This is a genomic window from Flavobacterium rakeshii, from assembly GCF_009741375.1.
In the GTDB taxonomy this organism is placed as follows: Bacteria; Bacteroidota; Bacteroidia; order Flavobacteriales; family Flavobacteriaceae; genus Flavobacterium; species Flavobacterium rakeshii.
Map to the genome: position 1 here is coordinate 173277 of NZ_WOWP01000034.1, position 19663 is coordinate 192939.

22 protein-coding genes are annotated in these 19663 nt (G+C 37.5%); 7 read left to right on the plus strand and 15 right to left on the minus strand.

Translation table 11 applies throughout. From position 1 onward, the window contains the following. Nucleotides 1–2 precede the first annotated feature (2 nt). From GN157_RS10565 to GN157_RS10580, 4 genes are read right to left on the minus strand one after another with little or no spacing between them, the layout of a single operon-like run. Entirely contained in the window at nucleotides 3–647 is a 645-nt protein-coding gene (locus GN157_RS10565) for a DEAD/DEAH box helicase (protein ID WP_157483364.1), read from the minus strand. Nucleotides 648–681: 34 nt separating this feature from the next. Further along, on the minus strand, nucleotides 682–1845 hold the full coding sequence (locus tag GN157_RS10570) for a sigma-54-dependent transcriptional regulator (protein ID WP_157483365.1): 1164 nt from the start codon (nucleotides 1843–1845) through the stop codon (nucleotides 682–684). A 27-nt stretch (nucleotides 1846–1872) separates the two neighbouring features. Beyond that, complete coding sequence (locus GN157_RS10575) at nucleotides 1873–3168, minus strand: ABC transporter permease (RefSeq protein WP_157483366.1); 1296 nt, start codon at nucleotides 3166–3168, stop codon at nucleotides 1873–1875. Between the two features lies 1 nt (nucleotide 3169). Continuing rightward, a complete protein-coding gene (locus GN157_RS10580) occupies nucleotides 3170–4096 on the minus strand; it encodes an ABC transporter ATP-binding protein (RefSeq protein ID WP_035132350.1) in 927 nt (308 codons plus the stop codon). Between the two features lie 232 nt (nucleotides 4097–4328). Here GN157_RS10580 and GN157_RS10585 point away from each other — a divergent pair, with 232 nt between their 5' ends. Then, complete coding sequence (locus GN157_RS10585) at nucleotides 4329–4940, plus strand: IMPACT family protein (RefSeq protein WP_157483367.1); 612 nt, start codon at nucleotides 4329–4331, stop codon at nucleotides 4938–4940. Nucleotides 4941–4987: 47 nt separating this feature from the next. On the opposite strand, the gene GN157_RS10590 is transcribed toward GN157_RS10585, so the two are convergent. Beyond that, the gene (locus GN157_RS10590; RefSeq protein ID WP_157483368.1) at nucleotides 4988–5395 is read right to left on the minus strand and encodes an acyl-CoA thioesterase; all 408 of its coding nucleotides are present in this window, start codon (nucleotides 5393–5395) and stop codon (nucleotides 4988–4990) included. A 190-nt stretch (nucleotides 5396–5585) separates the two neighbouring features. On the opposite strand from GN157_RS10590, the gene dnaA reads away from it, so the two are divergent. From dnaA to GN157_RS10605, 3 genes are read left to right on the plus strand one after another with little or no spacing between them, the layout of a single operon-like run. Continuing rightward, nucleotides 5586–7013 (plus strand): chromosomal replication initiator protein DnaA, encoded by a 1428-nt coding sequence (dnaA, locus tag GN157_RS10595; protein ID WP_035132339.1) that lies wholly within the window; start codon nucleotides 5586–5588, stop codon nucleotides 7011–7013. Continuing rightward, a complete protein-coding gene (locus GN157_RS10600; protein WP_157483369.1) occupies nucleotides 7013–7483 on the plus strand; it encodes a low molecular weight protein-tyrosine-phosphatase in 471 nt (156 codons plus the stop codon). Before dnaA ends, GN157_RS10600 begins: the two co-directional genes overlap by 1 nt. Next, complete coding sequence (locus GN157_RS10605; protein WP_157483370.1) at nucleotides 7480–8196, plus strand: SAM-dependent methyltransferase; 717 nt, start codon at nucleotides 7480–7482, stop codon at nucleotides 8194–8196. The genes GN157_RS10600 and GN157_RS10605 overlap by 4 nt, the downstream gene beginning before the upstream one ends. A gap of 1 nt (nucleotide 8197) precedes the next feature. Here the strand turns inward: GN157_RS10605 and GN157_RS10610 are convergent, their stop codons facing one another. From GN157_RS10610 to GN157_RS10630, 5 genes are all read right to left on the minus strand, one after another. Beyond that, nucleotides 8198–8680 (minus strand): hypothetical protein, encoded by a 483-nt coding sequence (locus tag GN157_RS10610; RefSeq protein WP_157483371.1) that lies wholly within the window; start codon nucleotides 8678–8680, stop codon nucleotides 8198–8200. A 29-nt stretch (nucleotides 8681–8709) separates the two neighbouring features. Then, nucleotides 8710–9789 (minus strand): ACR3 family arsenite efflux transporter, encoded by a 1080-nt coding sequence (gene arsB, locus GN157_RS10615; protein ID WP_157483372.1) that lies wholly within the window; start codon nucleotides 9787–9789, stop codon nucleotides 8710–8712. 99 nt (nucleotides 9790–9888) lie between these two features. After that, nucleotides 9889–10305: an arsenate reductase ArsC gene (locus tag GN157_RS10620; protein ID WP_157483373.1), complete on the minus strand. Its 417-nt coding sequence runs from the start codon at nucleotides 10303–10305 to the stop codon at nucleotides 9889–9891. Between the two features lie 10 nt (nucleotides 10306–10315). Further along, nucleotides 10316–10777, minus strand: coding sequence for a DUF6428 family protein (locus GN157_RS10625; RefSeq protein WP_157483404.1), 462 nt, complete (start codon nucleotides 10775–10777; stop codon nucleotides 10316–10318). A gap of 15 nt (nucleotides 10778–10792) precedes the next feature. Continuing rightward, complete coding sequence (locus tag GN157_RS10630) at nucleotides 10793–11125, minus strand: ArsR/SmtB family transcription factor (protein WP_157483374.1); 333 nt, start codon at nucleotides 11123–11125, stop codon at nucleotides 10793–10795. Between the two features lie 182 nt (nucleotides 11126–11307). Here GN157_RS10630 and GN157_RS10635 point away from each other — a divergent pair, with 182 nt between their 5' ends. Then, entirely contained in the window at nucleotides 11308–12840 is a 1533-nt protein-coding gene (locus GN157_RS10635; protein WP_157483375.1) for a SulP family inorganic anion transporter, read from the plus strand. Here GN157_RS10635 and GN157_RS10640 read toward each other — a convergent pair. Together GN157_RS10640 and GN157_RS10645 are read right to left on the minus strand one after the other, a co-directional pair. After that, nucleotides 12837–13907 (minus strand): alanine racemase, encoded by a 1071-nt coding sequence (locus tag GN157_RS10640; RefSeq protein WP_035132321.1) that lies wholly within the window; start codon nucleotides 13905–13907, stop codon nucleotides 12837–12839. The two genes, GN157_RS10635 and GN157_RS10640, sit on opposite strands and share 4 nt — an antisense overlap. After that, nucleotides 13907–14335 carry a GNAT family N-acetyltransferase gene (locus GN157_RS10645; protein WP_231749117.1) on the minus strand — a complete coding sequence of 143 codons (429 nt, stop codon included), beginning with the start codon at nucleotides 14333–14335 and terminating at the stop codon, nucleotides 13907–13909. Before GN157_RS10645 ends, GN157_RS10640 begins: the two co-directional genes overlap by 1 nt. Before the next feature lie 179 nt (nucleotides 14336–14514). On the opposite strand from GN157_RS10645, the gene nhaA reads away from it, so the two are divergent. Beyond that, nucleotides 14515–15714 (plus strand): Na+/H+ antiporter NhaA, encoded by a 1200-nt coding sequence (nhaA, locus tag GN157_RS10650; RefSeq protein ID WP_157483377.1) that lies wholly within the window; start codon nucleotides 14515–14517, stop codon nucleotides 15712–15714. A gap of 48 nt (nucleotides 15715–15762) precedes the next feature. Here nhaA and GN157_RS10655 read toward each other — a convergent pair whose 3' ends face one another. Both GN157_RS10655 and GN157_RS10660 read right to left on the minus strand, forming a co-directional pair. Next, entirely contained in the window at nucleotides 15763–17076 is a 1314-nt protein-coding gene (locus GN157_RS10655) for a TIGR00341 family protein (protein WP_157483378.1), read from the minus strand. 104 nt (nucleotides 17077–17180) lie between these two features. Continuing rightward, on the minus strand, nucleotides 17181–18323 hold the full coding sequence (locus GN157_RS10660) for an NAD(P)/FAD-dependent oxidoreductase (RefSeq protein ID WP_157483379.1): 1143 nt from the start codon (nucleotides 18321–18323) through the stop codon (nucleotides 17181–17183). Nucleotides 18324–18532: 209 nt separating this feature from the next. On the opposite strand from GN157_RS10660, the gene GN157_RS10665 reads away from it, so the two are divergent. After that, nucleotides 18533–18961 (plus strand): hypothetical protein, encoded by a 429-nt coding sequence (locus GN157_RS10665; protein ID WP_157483380.1) that lies wholly within the window; start codon nucleotides 18533–18535, stop codon nucleotides 18959–18961. Between the two features lie 9 nt (nucleotides 18962–18970). Here the strand turns inward: GN157_RS10665 and GN157_RS10670 are convergent, their stop codons facing one another. After that, a complete protein-coding gene (locus GN157_RS10670) occupies nucleotides 18971–19621 on the minus strand; it encodes a peptidoglycan-binding protein LysM (RefSeq protein WP_157483381.1) in 651 nt (216 codons plus the stop codon). Nucleotides 19622–19663: the final 42 nt, after the last annotated feature.

A 19663-nucleotide genomic window follows, 5' to 3' on the forward strand; every position in this document is an offset into this window, starting at 1 on the left:
CTTTACTGGTTCTCGTCAGCTTCCTCTTCCTGCTCATCATCAAATTCAAAGAAATAAGGCTCAATCATAATCCTGTCAGCAAGTATCTCTACCCTTTCGGTAATTACATCGGTAAAAAAGATACGTTGTACCTTAGCTATACTGTTAGAAATCCTGCTAATTTTCGGCTCCAGCCTGTTTTTAAGCAATATCTCAGTATCATCTACTATAAACATTTTAAGCTGGTTTACATCAAAGCCGGCACCGCCAAACATATCATTCAGTTTGTTTGGTGTACCAATAAGCACATCAATACCTACAGATATCTGGTTTTTATCCTCGTCTATATCACTCTTGTCATACACACCATAAACCCTTAAATTGGTATACTTGCCCAGCACCTCAAACATCTCCTGCATTTCCTGAACCTTTTCCTTATCCTGAACCACAATAAGGGCACGCGGAGACTGCTCAAATGCTTTTTGAAGCTTTTGAATTACATTAATAACAATAGTTGTGGTTTTACTTCCGCCATCAGGCATGGCAAGCACACAGTCAGCACCACTTTTAATAGTACCAAAGCTTTCTTTTTGCAGTTCGGTAGGCTCGGTAAAACCAGCCAGCTCCACTCCCTGCGCGAGTTTGTCGTATATCTTCTTTAAAAACATAATATCGTTGACCAACAGTTATGGTCCGTCATTTTTATTTACTTGCAAAAAGTTTTACATCATTTTCAGAGATCTCTCCTCCGCCTAAAATAATAAGGCGTTCTACCACATTACGCAGCTCACGGATGTTACCCGTCCAGTCGTACTCCTGTAACAACTTCACTGCTGAATCTGAGAACGATTTTGGAGCCGTACCCTGCTCTGCAGCAATTTTACCGGCAAAATGGTTTATAAGCTCAGGAATATCATCCCTCCTGTCGTTAAGCGCCGGAACCTTAATTAAAATTACAGCTAAACGGTGGTATAAATCCTCACGGAAACGACCTTCTTCAATCTCCTTTTTAAGATCTTTATTAGTAGCTGCTACTACACGTACATTTACTTTAATATCCTTTTCGGCACCTACCCTCTGTATCATATTTTCCTGAAGCGCACGCAGTACTTTTGCCTGCGCAGGAAGGCTCATATCCCCTATCTCATCCAGGAAGATAGTTCCTTTATCGGCAGCTTCAAACTTACCTGCTCTGTCTTTCACAGCACTGGTAAATGCTCCCTTAACATGACCGAAAAGTTCGCTTTCAATAAGTTCGCTTGGTATAGCTGCACAGTTTACCTCAATAAACGGAGAAGCACTACGCTCACTCTTTTCATGCAGCCAGTGTGCCACAAGCTCCTTACCGGTACCGTTTGGTCCTGTAATGAGTACTCGGGCATCTGTTGGAGCAACCTTCTCTATAATATCCTTAATAAGATTTATAGGCTCGCTGCTCCCTATCATTTCATAATTCTTACTTACTTTCTTTTTAAGCCTTTTGTTCTCTACTACCAGCGTTTTTCTGTCGAGCGCATTACGCACGGTATTAAGCAAACGGTTTAAATCGGGCGGTTTTGAAATGTAATCAAACGCTCCCAAACGCATGGTTTGAACAGCTGTTTCTAAATCACCGTGACCGGATATCATTACAAACGGAATTTCAGGCTTAATTTTTTTCACCTCTTCCAATACTTCAACCCCGTCCATTTTAGGCATTTTTATATCACAAAGCACCAGGTCAAAATCGTTTTCTTTAATTTTTTCTATTCCCTGTTGCCCGTCTTCGGCTTCTTCAATTTTATACGAATCGTTCTCCTCTGCCAGTATTTTTGACAATACCCTACGGATTGCTGCTTCGTCTTCTATTATAAGTATTTTAGACATACTCTTGTTGATTGTTTGATTTTAAAATTAATATTTAAGCCACTTAAATATTTCTTTATAGCTTGGTTTCTTACCATACATAAGTATACCGATGCGGTATATTTTTGAGGCGAACCATACCACTGCAAAAAAGGTTCCAAAAAGAATAAGCAGTGAAACTATTATTTGCCACATAGGTACTCCAAAAGGTATACGCATAAGCATCACAATAGGCGATGTTAACGGTATCATGGAGAATACGGTTGCCACAGTACCATGCGGATCGCTTATAACCGTAAATATACCCACATAAACCCCAAGCATTAACGGCATTATTATAGGCAGTAAAAACTGCTGTGAATCGGTTTCACTATCAACCGCTGCTCCAATTGCAGCATAAAAACTACTGTACAGGAAGTACCCCCCTATAAAATACAGTAAAAATGAAATAAATATGGTAGCCAGAGGGAGTTTTGCAAACTCCGAAAGATAAATTTGTATACTACTCATTGCCTCCTGTGTTGCTGCGGCAGCTTCAGGCTGAGATGATGCTGCTCCCATTTGCACTCCAAATACCATGTTAAGCACAAAAAACAGGGTAAGCCCAAGTATTGCCCATATTAAAAATTGTAATATCCCTGCAAGTGATGTACCTATAATTTTCCCCATCATTAGCTGGAACGGCTTAACCGATGATATTATGATTTCTATAATACGATTGGTTTTTTCTTCAATAACACTTCGCATTACCATGTTACCATATATAATTACGAACATCATGATAAGGTAGCCAGATAAACCTCCCAAAGCTATTTTAAGTATACTCCCTTCCTTAAATGTCTCCTCACCGCTAAACTTACTCAGGTGGATATTTGACTTGGTTTTAGCCTTGTCTATTTTATCTGAATCAAAACCAAGCTGCTCCAAATTGTATTTGGTAAGCTTACTGTTTACCACGCCTTCAATCTCAGAAACATACTCAAGGTTTGGTGTTTCGTTAGTAATATACTCCACCTTATTGACAAGTTGTGGCAGGCTGTCTACCTGAGGAACATAAATAAGTCCCAAATAACCTTCAGACGCTTTTTCTTTTGCTTTCTCCAGCGACATACCAGACAGGTCAGTATATACCGTATAATCTGTATTTTCAAAATCCGACTTCAGTAAACCGGCTTTATCATAAACAACAACCTTATTAACCTCGTCACCATTTACACTCGCCAGATAACCTACCAGGCACCCCATTACCACAACAAGCAACGGACTTAAAAAAGTCATTACTATAAACGACTTATTACGCACCTTGGCATTAAACTCTCTTTTTATAATAAGGGATAGGCTCATATTATTTCTGACTTACGGTTTGAATAAAAATATCGTTAACACTAGGTATCTTCTCTACAAAATAAGTTACCTCTCCATGCTGCATAAGGTACTGCATCAAATCGCGCGGAGAACCTCCCTGTGGCAGGGTAACAGCCAGTTTAAGTTCGTCGTCAAGCGTTTTAAAGTCGGCTTTCTCAGTTTTAAATTTCGTATTGATATCAGCCAGTAACTGCTGGAAGTTATAAGGAGCGATACCTACATCAAAAGTATTGGTTCTGTACTGCTTTTTAACATCGTGCAGTTTACCCTCAATAAGTTTGTTGGATTTATGGATAAGCGCAATATGATCACACATCTCCTCTACGCTTTCCATTCTGTGGGTAGAAAATATAACTGTTGCCCCCTTATCACGAAGCTCCAAAATCTCGTCTTTAATAAGATTGGCGTTAACAGGGTCAAATCCGCTAAACGGCTCATCAAATATTAACAGTTTCGGTTGGTGCAGTACCGTAACCACAAACTGAATTTTTTGTGCCATACCTTTAGAAAGCTCCTGTATTTTTTTATTCCACCAGCCTTTTATTTCCAGCTTTTCAAACCAGTAGTCCAGTTGTTTTTTTGCCTCCTGCTTGGAAATCCCTTTAAGCTGTGCCAGGTATAGCGCCTGCTCACCCACTTTCATGCTTTTATAAAGCCCTCTTTCTTCGGGCATATAACCTATATGAGCAACATGTTCGGGTTTAAGTTTTTCTCCGTCGAGTAAAACCTCACCGCTATCGGGCATGGTAATTTGGTTTATAATCCTTATAAGTGAAGTTTTCCCCGCACCGTTAGGACCTAAAAGTCCGTAAATACTGCCTTTGGGAACATCAAGAGAAACGCTGTTTAAAGCCGTATAATCACCATACTGCTTAACAACATTATTTACCTTTAAAATTGAATCCATCTGCTTTGATTGTGATGATGTAAAAGTAAAAATTATATAGCGGATACCGAAAAAAATAAAACAGATACCGAAAAAGCCTATTATTTAGCCTGTAAAAAGCATCAATAACACAGTAGTTATTATAAAAAAAAGCACTACAATAAGCGACATTTTCAAGTAACTATACTCAATTTTACTACGGTTTGCAATTCCGTTTTATATAAAATACCTTTGCAGCCAATTAGCTAATCTCTTGGAAAAAGACACCTACAAAACACTCGCAGCCCCATCGGAAGAAACACTTTTCAAAGAAAAGAACAGTAAGTTCTTCGGTTATGCATTTCCCGTAACCAGTGAAGACGAGGTTAAATCCATACTGGAAAACATTAAAAAGCAGCACCATTCGGCACGTCACTGGTGTTATGCCTTCCAACTGGGCACCGACGAGAAAAAGCTATACTACCGTGCTAACGACGACGGCGAACCAAACAATAGTGCCGGCATGCCTATATACGGACAAATACAATCGTTTGATGTTACTAATGTACTGGTTATATCGGTTAGGTATTTTGGCGGAGTAAAACTTGGAGTGGGCGGACTCATAACAGCTTATCGTACTTCGGCACAAATGGCTCTGGAAGCATCAGAGATAATAGAGAAAACAATTGATGTTCATTACCAAATTAAGTTTGGTTACCATAATATGAACAAGGTTATGCGCGTTATTAAAGAAAAGAACCTTGACATAGTCGCTCAAAAAATGGAGATGGACTGTGAAGTAACAATAAGTACCCGAATGAAAAATGCCCCAATGGTATTTGAGGCATTTAACAGTTTATACGAGATAGAAATCAAAGAAGTATAACTTCCGTTTTGTAGTTTTTATGTAATTTAACAATCTGTTAAATTTAGTTAATTTTTAACTAATTCCATTTTCGCTGCAACATAATCAGGAGGAGTAACAGGACGCCCTGTTTTCATATCTACAAACACCAAAACTGAGTTGCCGGTTGTTAATAACTCACCTGCCTCATTTAGGATTTCGTAGTCAAATTCTATCTTGACAGACTCCTGTTTTTTGAAGATGGTACGAACTGTTAATAAATCATCATATCGGGCTGGTTTTTTGTAATTCATTAACAAGGAGACAACTGGTAACATAACACCGTTTTGCTCCATAAACTTATACGTAAGACCCAGATTTCTAAGCCATTCCACTCTACCCATTTCAAAGTATTGGGCGTAGTTACCGTGATAAACAACGGCCATCTGGTCTGTTTCAGCATATCTGACTCTTACACTAAATTCATGAATTTTCATATTTTTTTACTGTTAATTTTGTTTTAATTTTTATTTAAATTCGCTTACAATATTTTTTTAGAAAAATCAATATGCAAACCATTTTTTTTTAAAAAAAAATGTTCACATATTTGTTCTCCCGTAGAGGAGTAAAATTCTCTGTTTTTTCTTTTGCAAAACAACCAATATTAAACATTTAATTTTCAGATATATGACTAAAACTGCGCAATCGGTATGGGAGAACTGTCTGGCATTCATAAAAGACAATATTCAGGAGCAGGCTTACAAAACCTGGTTTGAGCCGATTAGAGCAGTAGAACTGGCTGATAATTCTCTATACATACAGGTACCCAGTAAATTCTTTTACGAATGGCTGGAAGAACACTATGTAAAACTGCTTAAGGTTGCCCTTACAAAAGAACTTGGAAACGGTGCAAAGTTACTCTATAAAATTAAAATGGAGAACACTTATGGCAACAAACAACCGTTCACAGAACAGTTACCAAGTGCTAACCGTATTCCTGTAAAACCACAGGAAGTAGATGTACCGTTACAAAACAAAAACCCCGAACTTAAAAACCCATTTGTTATACCGGGAATACGAAATGTAAAAATCGAATCCCAGCTTAACTCTAACTACAGCTTTGACAACTTCCTTGAAGGTGACTCAAACAGGTTAGCGCGTTCTGCAGGTATGGCTGTGGCAAACAAACCGGGAGGAACTTCATTCAATCCGCTACTTATATTTGGTGGTGTAGGTTTAGGTAAAACCCACCTTGCACATGCTATTGGTGTGGAGATAAAAGAGAAATTCCCGGAGAAAACGGTTTTATACATTTCTGCAGAGATTTTCACTCAACAGTATATAGACTCTGTTAAACGAAATACAAGAAACGACTTTATCCACTTTTACCAGTTAATAGATGTACTTATTATAGATGACGTACAGTTCTTATCGGGTAAAACAGGAACACAGGATGTTTTCTTCCACATATTTAACCACCTGCACCAAAACGGAAAACAGGTTATCCTTACTTCAGATAAGGCTCCTGTAGACATGCAGGATATCGAGCAAAGGCTTTTATCCCGTTTCAAATGGGGACTATCTGCCGAGCTTCACCAACCGGATTATGAAACAAGGATCTCTATCCTTAAAAACATATTATACCGTGACGGTGTGGAGATGCCGGAAGAAATTGTGGAATATGTTGCTAAAAACATCAAATCAAACGTTCGTGAACTTGAAGGCGCTATTATATCATTAATAGCACAATCATCTTTCAATAAGCGCGAAGTAACCATCGACCTTGCAAAACAGGTAGTGGAAAAGTTTGTGAAGAATGTAAAACGAGAAATATCTATAGACTACATTCAAAAAGTAGTTTCAGATTATTTCCAGTTGGACATAGACACACTACAGTCAAAAACCAGAAAACGCCACGTAGTACAGGCACGTCAGTTAGCTATGTTCTTTGCTAAAAAGTTCACTAAGGCATCACTGGCAAACATCGGCTCTCAAATTGGAGACCGTGACCACGCCACAGTATTACACGCATGTAAAACGGTAGACAACCTGGTTTCTACAGACAAGCAATTCCGTAAATTTGTTGACGATATCAACAAAAAATTATCGATATAATGCCCGTTAAAGTTTTAATGGTGTGCTTGGGAAACATTTGCCGTTCTCCCCTGGCTGAAGGTATTTTACAATCTAAGCTGCCATCAGACAAATTTATGGTAGATTCTGCCGGAACTGGCGGATGGCATGCAGGCGAATTACCGGACAAGCGCTCTATAGCAACTGCCAGAGATCGCGGACTGGATATTACCCACCAAAGGGCACGTCAGTTTAAAGTAAACGACTTTACCGAGTTTGACCATATTTTTGTTATGGACACCTCTAACCTTAAAGACGTTTTAAAACTTGCCCCAAACGATAAGGCTAAAACCAAAGTAAGCCTTATGATGGATGCATTACATCCGGGAGAAAGTATTAATGTACCCGACCCATATTACGGAGGTCCTGAAGGTTTTGATAATGTATATGATATGCTGGACGAAGCCTGCCAGATTGTAGCCAACAAACTTATTAACGATAACGCCCGATGAAAACAATAGGAAAACTATACCTGTTACCCGTACCTCTTGGCCCAGACGCCAACCCAAAAGAAGTGCTTCCGGAAACGGTAGAGCGATCTGTTGAATTTATCGACCATTATATTGTGGAAAACGAAAAAACGGCACGCCGTTTTATCAAAGCCATACTACCTATTAAAAAACAACCCGAACTAAAGCTTTCACTACTCAACAAGCGCACCGAAGCTCATGAATATGACGACTTCCTAAAGCCTTGCTTTGAAGGTTTTAACGTAGGCTTAATGAGTGAAGCCGGATGCCCCGGTGTAGCCGATCCAGGCGCTGTTGTTGTTAAACTGGCACACGAAAAAGGAATACAGGTAGTACCGCTTGTTGGTCCGTCATCCATACTGCTTGCCATGATGGCATCGGGCATGAACGGGCAAAGCTTTGCTTTTAACGGTTACCTTCCTATTGATAAAGGGGAAAAGAAAAATGCTCTTAAAAACTACGAAAGACTTTCTAACGAGAAAAGTCAGTCTCAGCTTTTTATAGAAACACCTTACAGAAACAACAAACTTATTGAAGATATACTGCAAACCCTGCAACCATCTACTCATTTATGTATTGCCTGTGATATTACCCTACCTACAGAGTATATAAAAACCAAAACGGTAGCACAATGGAAAAAAGAAAAGCCAGACCTGCATAACAGACCGAGCATTTTTATAATCCATAAGTTTTAGACTAATAATCGTTTTCTTCCCTTCGTTTTTGTTCGGCAAGGATTAAATCCTCATCAACATCAAAAACATATTTATTTAGAACCGCAACTACATCTTCAAACGAGAAACAGATGCTTATTTCCTTTTGGATAATATCAGCGCCCTCATATTGGGTTATTATACCTTCATCATAATCTATACATCTTAAAACCTCTTCTTTAAGATCTTCAATATGATATTCACCCACATATTCCCAAACCGGCTCCACTTCAAAATCAGGATTGTATAAGGTATGCGCCACTACCCTGTTTACCAGTGTATCTTCAAAAAACTCTGACTTCAGGAAATAGCGCCACTTTTTACCATCCTTATCATACAATAGGGAATGATTATCCTTTATAAGAAGTTCTGTAGCCGGAGCTTTTTTTAAATTCTCCTCTTCAGGAATCAGGTCTACATGATTAGAGTCGTATATATCAACTAGCGGAAATTCGGGTTTCTCCATAAATAAGGTACTTTATCATAAAAATAAACTTATTTATCTAACGCAGAAACTCCAAAATATTTTTTCTTTATCCAAAAAGCCAAGTTAACTAATGCTATAAGAGCAGGTACTTCTACCAACGGACCTATAACACCCGCAAAAGCCTGACCGCTGTTTATTCCAAATACCCCAATCGCTACCGCTATAGCCAACTCAAAGTTATTACCCGCAGCAGTAAACGAAATAGCCGCCGACTGACTATAGTCTGCCCCTGTTTTTTTGGCCACAAAAAAACTAACCACAAACATTATCACAAAGTATATAGATAATGGTATTGCTATTCGCAGTACATCCATTGGTATTTCAACAATAAGTTTACCTTTAAGACTAAACATTACTACTATGGTAAACAATAAAGCTATAAGAGTAAACGGAGATATAAAAGGAATATACTTCTTGTTAAACCACTCTTCGCCCTTCAGCTTAATTAATATATAGCGTGATGCTATACCTGCCACAAACGGAATACCTAAATATATAGCCACACTTTCGGCTATATCACTCATCGTTACTGCAACCTCAAGCCCCGTTACACCAAACAACGGAGGCAGAAGCGTAATGAATACATAAGCATAAACACTATACAACAATACCTGAAAAATACTGTTTAAAGCTACAAGCCCGGCAGCATATTCCCTATTCCCCTCGGCAAGTTCGTTCCAAACCATTACCATAGCAATACAACGGGCAATACCTATTAAAATAAGTCCCGACATATATTCAGGATAGCCTTTTAAAAATAAAATTGCCAGCACAAACATCACTACAGGCCCAATTACCCAGTTAAGTAAAAGTGATGCACCAAGCACTTTGGTATTCCTGAAAACCTTACCTATATTTTCATATTTTACTTTAGCCAGCGGAGGATACATCATAACAATTAACCCCACCGCAAGCGGAATATTTGTTGTACCACTTGAAAACGAATTTATAAAACTCTCGGCATTAGGAGAAAAGTAACCTATAGCCACACCAAGAGCCATTGCAGTAAAAATCCAAAGTGTAAGGTAACGGTCTAAAAAGCCCAGCTTTTTCCTTTCGGCAGCCGGAGCACAATTATTAACACTCATATATAAAATATTACAGAGCAATATTTCCTGCCTCTACCTAATGCAAACCCTAAACGACACATAAAAAGTTTACCAGCAAAGGACAGAAAATATTACCCTTTATATTGCCATCATATTTATAAAATCTTCGCAGTAAGTTTTAATCATACCACGCACTCTCCTGAATTCGGCAGCTATTTCTTCCTCCGTTCCCTCATATTTTGACGGATCGGGGAAATTATAATGAAAACGCTGCGCTTTAGACGGGAAAAACGGACAGTTCTCCTTAGCATTATCACAAACCGTGATTATAAAATCAAAATCTACATCACTATATTCATTCACATTATTAGAAGTATGCCCTGAAATATCAATACCATCCTCCATCATAAAAGCAATAGCCTTTGGGTTTACACCGTGAGTTTCAACACCGGCACTGTAAACCTCAGCCCTACCCTCTGCAAAATATTTTAAATAACCATGAGCCATCTGGCTACGGCAGCTATTACCCGTACACAATACTAAAATTTTTGTCATCTTATTTTAATTAACAGCAACCTCCTCCCGGTGTACAGCAGGACTGCTCATTTTTAACTTCTGTCTCTTTTTTCATTTCGGTAATACCACAAGCGTCTTCAGCAAGGCATGCCGTATTTTTAATAGTAAGTACAAAGTCCTTTCCATCAAAATCAAGTCCGTACTTATTAATAGTCACTCCCTGATACTCCACCTCAATCACACTATCTTCCATACCCAGCACACGTTCAGACAATGCTATGATATTACGCAACTTTTTTGGTTTCAATCTATGTTCAAAATCGTTAGCATTCCATAGCTGGAAATTAGCCACAACCTCTTTCCTTACTGTTCCGCCACAGTCTATAAAATTGCGGGTTACTACACCCACTTCAGTTACATGAAAATGTTCAGGCACATAGCTCCCGTCCGGCAAACGGAAATTCACCGTTTCAACCGTTTCCAGTATTGTTTTGATTTCAGACAACTTCATATCCATTCCTTTTAATTAACAACAATCAAATTTCTTTTTGGAAAGCGACACTGTAACATGATCAAAAAATGATTTTATTTTCTCAAATCCTTCCTCATCTATACAGTAACAAATCGCTGTCCCTTCTATATTACCTTTTATAAGTCCGGCATTTTTAAGCTCTTTTAAATGCTGAGACACCGTAGGCTGTGCCAGTGGCAACACCCCTACTATATCCCCACATATACACGAATCAACCTTTAAAAGGTACTCTATAATAGCAATACGTGCCGGATGCCCTAAAGCTTTTGCCAAAGATGCCAGGTCATTTTGCTCCTTTGTAAACTGATCTGATTTAGTAGCTCCCATGTTATTTATTTATATATTGCAATATTACGATAAAAGAAATTACAAAACCAATTTCAACGTTAATTTTTGATTAAGAAAATCATCATTACTACCCCATAAAAAGGGTTTACAAAAAAAGCCCTATTTTTGCGCCTTTTAAAACCGCAGCCTGCGCTAATCTATTAAAATACAACACTTTTAAAATGAACAAAGTTTTTAACCTGTTTGATTTTTCCCAAAAAGTAAATTATAAAAACGAAATCCTTGCCGGGTTTACCGTTGCCATGACCATGATACCCGAATCGCTCATGTTTGCTATGCTGGCTGGCTTCCCCCCTCTTGTAGGTCTGTATGCCGCCTTTATAATGGGGTTGATCACAGCAATATTTGGCGGACGCCCCGGATTAATATCAGGTGGTGCAGGTGCAACAGTAGTAGTACTTACGGCGCTTATGCAGTTACACGGAATTGAATATGTTTTTGGAGCTGTTGCCCTTGCAGGCGTACTACAAATAACAGTTGGACTTTTTAAATTAGGGAAATTTATACGACTGGTTCCACAACCTGTTATGTATGGTTTTGTAAACGGACTTGCCGTAATTATATTTACCGCTCAATTAGACCGATTTAAAGAAACAACCGGCGACTGGTTTACAGGAACAGCACTATATATAATGCTGGGATTAGTAGCCTTAACCATAGCCATAGTAATCATATTCCCTAAAATAACAAAAGCGATACCAGCTTCTCTTGTAGCCATAATTATAGTATTTGCGCTAGTTTATTTCTTTAACATCCCAACCAAAACAGTTGAAGACATCGCATCAATTGAAGGAGGTTTCCCTCCTTTCCATATACCCAATATTCCCTTAAACCTAAAAACTCTTGAAATTATATTTCCCTACTCACTTATTATGGCTGCCGTAGGACTTACCGAAGGCTTACTTACCCTTAATCTGGTAGATGAGATTACTAAAACAAGAGGAAACAGCAACAGGGAATGTTTAGCTCAGGGAGCTGCCAATATAGCTAACGGATTCTTTTTCGGAATGGGAGGCTGCCCTATGATTGCACAAACACTGGTTAACCTTTCGGCAGGATCAAGAGCGCGACTATCGGGAATTATAGCTTCCTTAACCATATTAATCATTATAATGGTAGGAGCACCTGTTGTAGGAAAACTACCTATAGCCGCACTTACCGGAGTAATGATTATGGTAGCAATAGGCACTTTTGAATGGGCCAGCTTCAAAATTATAAACAAAATGCCTAAATCAGATATTATAACAGGTATACTGGTAGCTATTATAACTATCATAACCCACAACCTAGCCGAAGCCGTACTTATAGGGGTTATTATATCGGCATTGGTATTTGCATGGGAAAGTGCCAAGCGCATACGCGCAAGGCACTATATAGATGAAAATGGCATTAAACATTATGAAATTTACGGACCGCTTTTCTTTGGCTCAACAACCGTATTTGCCGAAAAGTTCGATATAGATACCGATCCGCAGGAAGTTATTATCGACTTTAAAGAAAGTCGTGTATCAGACATGTCGGCTATAGAAGCTCTTAACGGCATCACTAAAAAATATCATGAAGCAGGAAAAACCGTTCATTTAAGACACCTTAGCGAAGACTGTAAAAGACTATTAAAAAATGCCGAAGCTGTTATTGATGTTAATATTATAGAAGACCCTACTTATAAAGTAGTGACCGATAAACATAATTAAACAATACGTTTTTCAATATACTTAGAGTTCATTATGCGTACTATACCCATGTAGTCCATAGTGAACTCTACTAAATCTCCTACTTTATACCCTTTAGGGTTATCTCCTAAATCAAGCACTACCATATCAGATGTTGCACCGGCATATTTAATATCGGTATCAGTAGTATCAAGGTGCTTCATATCTATATCCAGAAGCCCTATATCAATAATAGCACGTATTGAGGTCTTACCCTGATTATTTTCGTCAAAATCAAAAGTATCTCCTTCAAGGTTGGTCCCCATTTCTCCACTTGGAATCATCGGTTTTTCATACAGCTCAATAACTTCGGCATAAAGCTTAAAGATATCATTCTCCATATTATCAAGCTTCTCGCCGTTGTACACATCTGTACCCATAAATAAGGTTTCCCCTACCCTAAAGTGATTTATACCTACCGGGATAAGCCCCTGCTTAACCAATGGTATTGTAACCGAAGATCCTCCCGAAATAAACGGAATGTTCACATTAAACTTAATATCTACCAATTGCTTGTAAAGACTTAACTGAATAAGTTTATCATTATTAGGAAGAACCCCATACAGGCAGGACAGGTTTGTACCAAGCCCTATGATCTCAATATTTTTCATTTGGAAAACCTGCGAATAGAAATCTACAAAATCTTCTCGCATTACTCCCTCACGCAGCTCTCCCAAATCAATCATTATAATAATTTTATGGGTAACGCCTTGCTTTTGAGCTTCTTTAGAGAGCATTTCAATAGTCCTAAAATCAGTATTCATACTGATATCGGCATACTTTATTACATCTTTAATCGCTCCTTTTGCAGGAGGCTTGATGTAAATAGTCTCTACATTCTTATCAATCGCCTTGATTGTTTTAAGATTGCTTATCCTGGAATCAGAATACTGACTGATTCCCATTTTAAGCAGTTCGGTAAGATAGTCTTTGTTACCACATAGTATTTTTGTAACAACAGACCAGTATATGTTGTTTTCTTTAAAAAACGAGTTTAAGTAGTTAAAGTTCTTTTTTAATTTTTTTGTATCGAGTGTTATAAAAGCCATTAGATTGTTTTTTTGTACCTCATTTCAAGATACTTATTTGTAAATCCAAGATTCTCATAAAGTCTTTTCGCAGGATTATCGGGTTCAACATGCAGTGCTACATCCCCTTTACTGGATTCAAGAGCCTCCTGCATTAGTTTCTTACCAATACCTTTACCTCTCTGGTTTGGATCTGTTGCGATGTATACCAAAATATTTTCGGGTATATAACCGCCCATTCCTGTTTCATTAATCACCACAGCACCTACTACAGCGTTGTTTTCTTCAAGCCTGGCTGTAAGCACAAGTCCACCTGTGGTTTTATCCTTCTCATTATTCTTATTTAAAGCATAATTAACTGCTTTATTAATATCATCCTCAGGGTCTCCATACTGTTCTAGGCTTTTGTACAAAAAGTTAACAACTTCTTTCTGCAATTCATTATTCATAGATTCATTTGGATGATATTTTTGAATTTTTATCATTCTTTTTTGTTTAAAATTAGAAAAAACGCAAGATAACCCTTTAAAAACCCAATTAAAAACTATTCCTGTTAAAATATGTTAATGTTGGTTTTTATAGTATAGAAATTATCTGCCAAAATTCAACGATTTTGTATTTTTGCAATATGGCAAAACTCATTAACCTAAAGACATTTAAAGAATTTTTTAATTCTTCATCAGGAGGAGGTATTATCCTCCTTATTTGTGTAGTAGTATCACTGGCAATCGCAAACAGTCCATTAGCATGGGGCTTTGAAAAATTCCTGCACGCAGTAGTAGGGTTTAAAACCGAAAGTATAGATTTAGAGTTCTCGGTTATCCATTGGATAAACGACGGACTTATGGCTATATTCTTCCTTTTGGTAGGACTTGAAATCAAAAGGGAAATTATAGAAGGAGAACTTTCTTCTATTCGCCATGCCTCGTTACCTGTTCTGGCTGCCATTGGCGGTGTAGTTGTACCAGCAACCATATATTCTTTATTTAACGGAGGTACTCCTGCCGTACACGGATGGGGTATCCCTATGGCTACCGATATTGCTTTTGCTTTAGGTATTGTTTCGTTACTTGGAGACAAAGTACCAAGCGGACTAAAAGTTTTCCTTGCTGCACTGGCTATTGTAGACGACCTTATGGCTATCCTGGTTATTGCTATTTTCTATACCTCTAACCTACATTTAGACTACCTTATATATGCTGCCGGTGTTTATGCTATTATGATAGGCTTTAACCGCATGCGACTAAACAATATATTTTTCTATATAATACCGGGTATGGTAATGTGGTATTTAATACACCATTCGGGCATCCATGCCACTATTGCAGGTGTTCTTACAGCGTTAACTCTACCTACTACTCCCGATGATAAGGAATCTCCACTTGAAAAACTGGAGCATGCACTAACTAAACCGGTAAACTTTTTAATCATGCCTATATTTGCCATCGCTAATACCAACATTACTTTTGTTGACGGAATGGTAGAGGGACTTACAGGGAATGTAGGTCTTGGTATTGTATTAGGACTGTTTTTAGGTAAGCCAATAGGTATTTTCCTTATGTCATTCCTATCGGTTAAGGCTAAGATTGCCGAACTCCCTGAAAAAACAACATGGACACATGTACTGGGACTTGGAATGCTGGGAGGTATTGGCTTCACCATGTCTATATTCATTGCCCTACTATCGTTTAAAGACAGTATACCATTACAAACCGAAGCTAAGTTTGCCGTACTGGTAGCATCTGTATGCTCTGGTATAATTGGATTTACATTACTTAACTTCTACAGTAAAAAGAAAAAGAAAGAGGCTATTCCTCAACAGGCATAAATAAAAAAAAGGAGAGTTTAAAACTCTCCTTTTTTATTTCTTTATTTTTTATTTCTTCCTGAATATCTCAACATTCTTAACCGATAATCGTTCGTTTAACCAGTTTCTGAGTTTTACTTTCTCCTCATCACTCAAATCTTCTTCAGGTGTTTCATACAATACAGCTGTAATCCCTACAACACTGTCTTTTGCAGTAGCCATATCATGATGCGAAACCGAGAACGACTTAATATTAGGAAACAGCGATTTAGCCTCTCTTAAAAATCTTTTGTTATCAAAGGTATTGGCCGCGAGTTGTTTCTCTAACTGAACAATTTTTAAATCCTTTTGGCTCACCTCATTCTCATTACTCTTAATCTGTTTAAGAATATCTCCTTTAATATCATTAAACCTATCGGTACTGTCCTGCCTTATAATAAGTTGTGTACCTTTTATATATTTATTATTATCTATTCTCTCCTGTAAGCCAGTTATTTCTTTCTTTTCAAATCTTTTATCTAAAAATGCTAATTCCAGTTTTTTTGGTGTCGTGCTAAATCGGGTTTTTTTATACACAACAGTATACCCTCTATCGGTAAATTCGTTTTCAATAAAATTATCGATACTCTTTTTAAACTGCTGCTCCATATATAAAGAGTAAGCCAGATAACTTGCCGGAAGAAGCATCACAAAAGTTAGTACAGATATAATCACCTTTACCCTTTTTTGCTGTTTTTCGTCAACCTGTTTCTTAGGCTGATACTTTAGGTATTTGATAATGGAAAAAGTAGCAATACCAATAAACACACAGTTAATACAATACAAATAGAAAGCCCCCAGAAAAAATGACCATTGAAAGGTAGCTATACCATAGCCCGCCGTACACAATGGCGGCATTAACGCTGTTGCAATTGCCACACCCGGTATCGGGTTACCTTTCTCTACCCTTGTTACCGCAATTACCCCTACCAAACCACCAAAAAAGGCAATTATAATATCGTAAATGGTAGGCGCTGTTCTTGCTAAAAGTTCCGACTGTCCGTCTTTAAAAGGAGTTATTAAAAAATATATAGCCGAGAATACCAAACCTACAGCAGTAGCATTTAATAAATTTCGTAGTGATTTTTTTAAAAGCGTAAAATCATAAACCCCCAGTGCAAAACCGGCACCTACTATAGGTCCCATTAGCGGAGATATTAACATCGCTCCGATTACCACAGCTGTAGAGTTTACATTTAATCCTACCGAAGCTATAATAATAGCACAGGCTAAAATCCAGAGATTTGCTCCCTTAAATTCGATATTCTTTTTAACGCTTTCAAGGATTTTATCCCTGTTATCTTCTCCCTCGTGGAGATTTAAAATAGCTGCTATTCTTCTCATTAATTATAGTTCATTTTTGCTAAAAGTAAAATAACCATTACTTATAGCATAGATAAATAATGGTTATTGCAATTTATTACTTTTATAGAACAAAAGCAGGCTATTTATGAAAAAAGGAGTCCTTTCGCCTTTTGCTTTATAGTTTTCATTATATCTACCGGATAGGATCTTTTACCCATAAAAACATCAGCCATTGACTCAAAGTAATGATATCCGTACTTTTTCATGAACAGGTTCCTTATAGTAGGCTGACTATATAAAAACTTAGCAAGAAGTAAACCTGTTTTCAGTTCGGGCACAAGTTTTTCATCAAGCTTCTCGTTATATATAGTACCTGCCAGTTCAACATCCATGTTACTTTCTATAATAGCATCGGCAGCCAGTAAACCACTGTATATAGAATTAGAAATCCCCTCGGCAGTAATAGGGTCTGCAAAACCTGCTGCATCTCCTACAAGGAAAACATTGTTCTTTACAAACCCATCTGTTCTTGGTGCTATAGGCACCTGAAAACCATGTTGCTGCTCACTGATTATAGTTTTTATACCTAAAGTTTCCAAATACTCCAGATAATACTTTTTAAGATTAATCTTACCTCTTTTTACTGCAGCCACACCTATAGATAAATGGTTCTTTTTAGGAAAATTCCAGGCATACCCACCTGGTATAGCATCAATATCAAACCGTACCGTTTTTGACAGCCTTTCAAAATCCTCTTCAGGAACTTCAATCTCATATTCAAGTGCCGGAACCAAATAACGTGTATCCTTATCCCATCCCGCCATTTTTGCTGTAGGACTAAGTGCACCATCGGCAGCAATAACAAATCGGGCAGTAATTTCTCCTCCTGTTGTAGAGAGTATGACTTTACCATCTTCATTTCGCAATCCGGTAAGTTTGCAATCATCTATTATTACCCCACCCTTTTCTTTTACTTTTTTCACTATTAGTTCATCAAAAGTATCACGCATTACCATACTTATAATAGGCTCTTCCCTACGTGTTATAAAATGATATCCCTCTCCAACTAAGGTATCAACCTGAAAAAATTCTCTTTCAATTACTTCACTAATATCAAAAGGTAATATTGTGCGTCCCCTATATACCAGTCCGCCACCGCAGGTTTTATATCGTGGTAATTTTTCCTTTTCAATAATAGCTACCGACAATCCACTTTCTGCAAGCTTAAATGCTGCTCCACCCCCTGAAGGCCCACTACCTATTACTACAACATCAAAATATTTCATCTATAAGAAGTTTATGTAAGTTTAATCTTAATTTTAGCGCAAAAATAATTACTTTTATTTTTTTCCAAAAATACCGACTATATTATAGAATAATGACATTATTTTAAAGAGTTATTTAGCTTTTTAAAAAAATATTTGAAATTTAAATATTAATTTTTTCTTAAAAAAAAATGTTTTACTATATTAGCCGTTGCTAACCAGTAAGTTATATGAACACCCCACTTGAAATAGTAGCAGGAGCTCTGCTCCTAATGATTTTCCTTATATACATCATAAATAAAATACCGATGTATAGAGAGGAAAGGCTTGAACTGCTCAATAAATACAGGAAAACCCAAAACACTTTTCTTAAAGTACAGGATTCCTTAAGCGATTACATACTTACGCATGACGCTATTGAAGAGCCAATACTTCCCGGCATTAGCTGTGGTGAGTACCTGCACCAAATGAAAAAAGAATATTCCCAAAATCTTTCAAAACCCTTATTACTTAAAATAAGAAGATGCAACAACAGGAGAGTGATAAACAAAATCAACTCCATGCTAAACGAACAGAGTAATAAGATTAAAAGAACTAACGATTTAATAAGTGAGTTGCAAAAAAAAAGCCCTGATAACTCAGAGCTTTGTGTGGTGTAATTTTACTTTTTAATCCAGTTTTACTTTAGGACTTGGATTTGCAATAATGTTTGAGGTATCATAACCTCCAAACTTTTTCATGTAGCTTCTTAACGAAGTTCCAAAACCATCTTTAAAACCTTGTGTACCGTTACTTCTAAGGTATTTTTTAACCGATCCTGCCCCTCCTAAGTGAGCTGCGGCAAGTAATCCTGATTCGGTAATTTTAACCCCGTTGATTACTTTTCCTTCGTAACGTTTAATCTCTTTTCTCAACTCCCATTTATTTTTAGAAAGCAATGCTTTAAAAGCTCGTTCCTGTAGTTGGGGGCTGTTCAAGAACTTTTTAGCGTCTTTTATTCCTACAGCTCTAAGGGCACTTTTACCAAACTGGTATTTTCCCATATAGCCGTAAGGATTTACTAATTTATAAAGCCCTTGCGACTCTTTAATGGCTATCGCCTGTTTAAAGCCAATGTACGACTTCCCTGTGAACGGAAAGTTATAACTTATTTTGGCCGTCTCATCAACCGTTGGCACGGTATAGTTAGTAATTTCATCTTCGGCAAGGTGAAAACCTTCTATTCTGCCAAATTGTTTTGCATCGTTAGTTTTGAATCCAGAACTTACTACTGCAATAAAAAGGGATAACCCTAAAAAATAACTCCATTTTTTTATCATAAATGTTGATTTCTCACAGCCTGTCACCCCGTGAAATTTCTC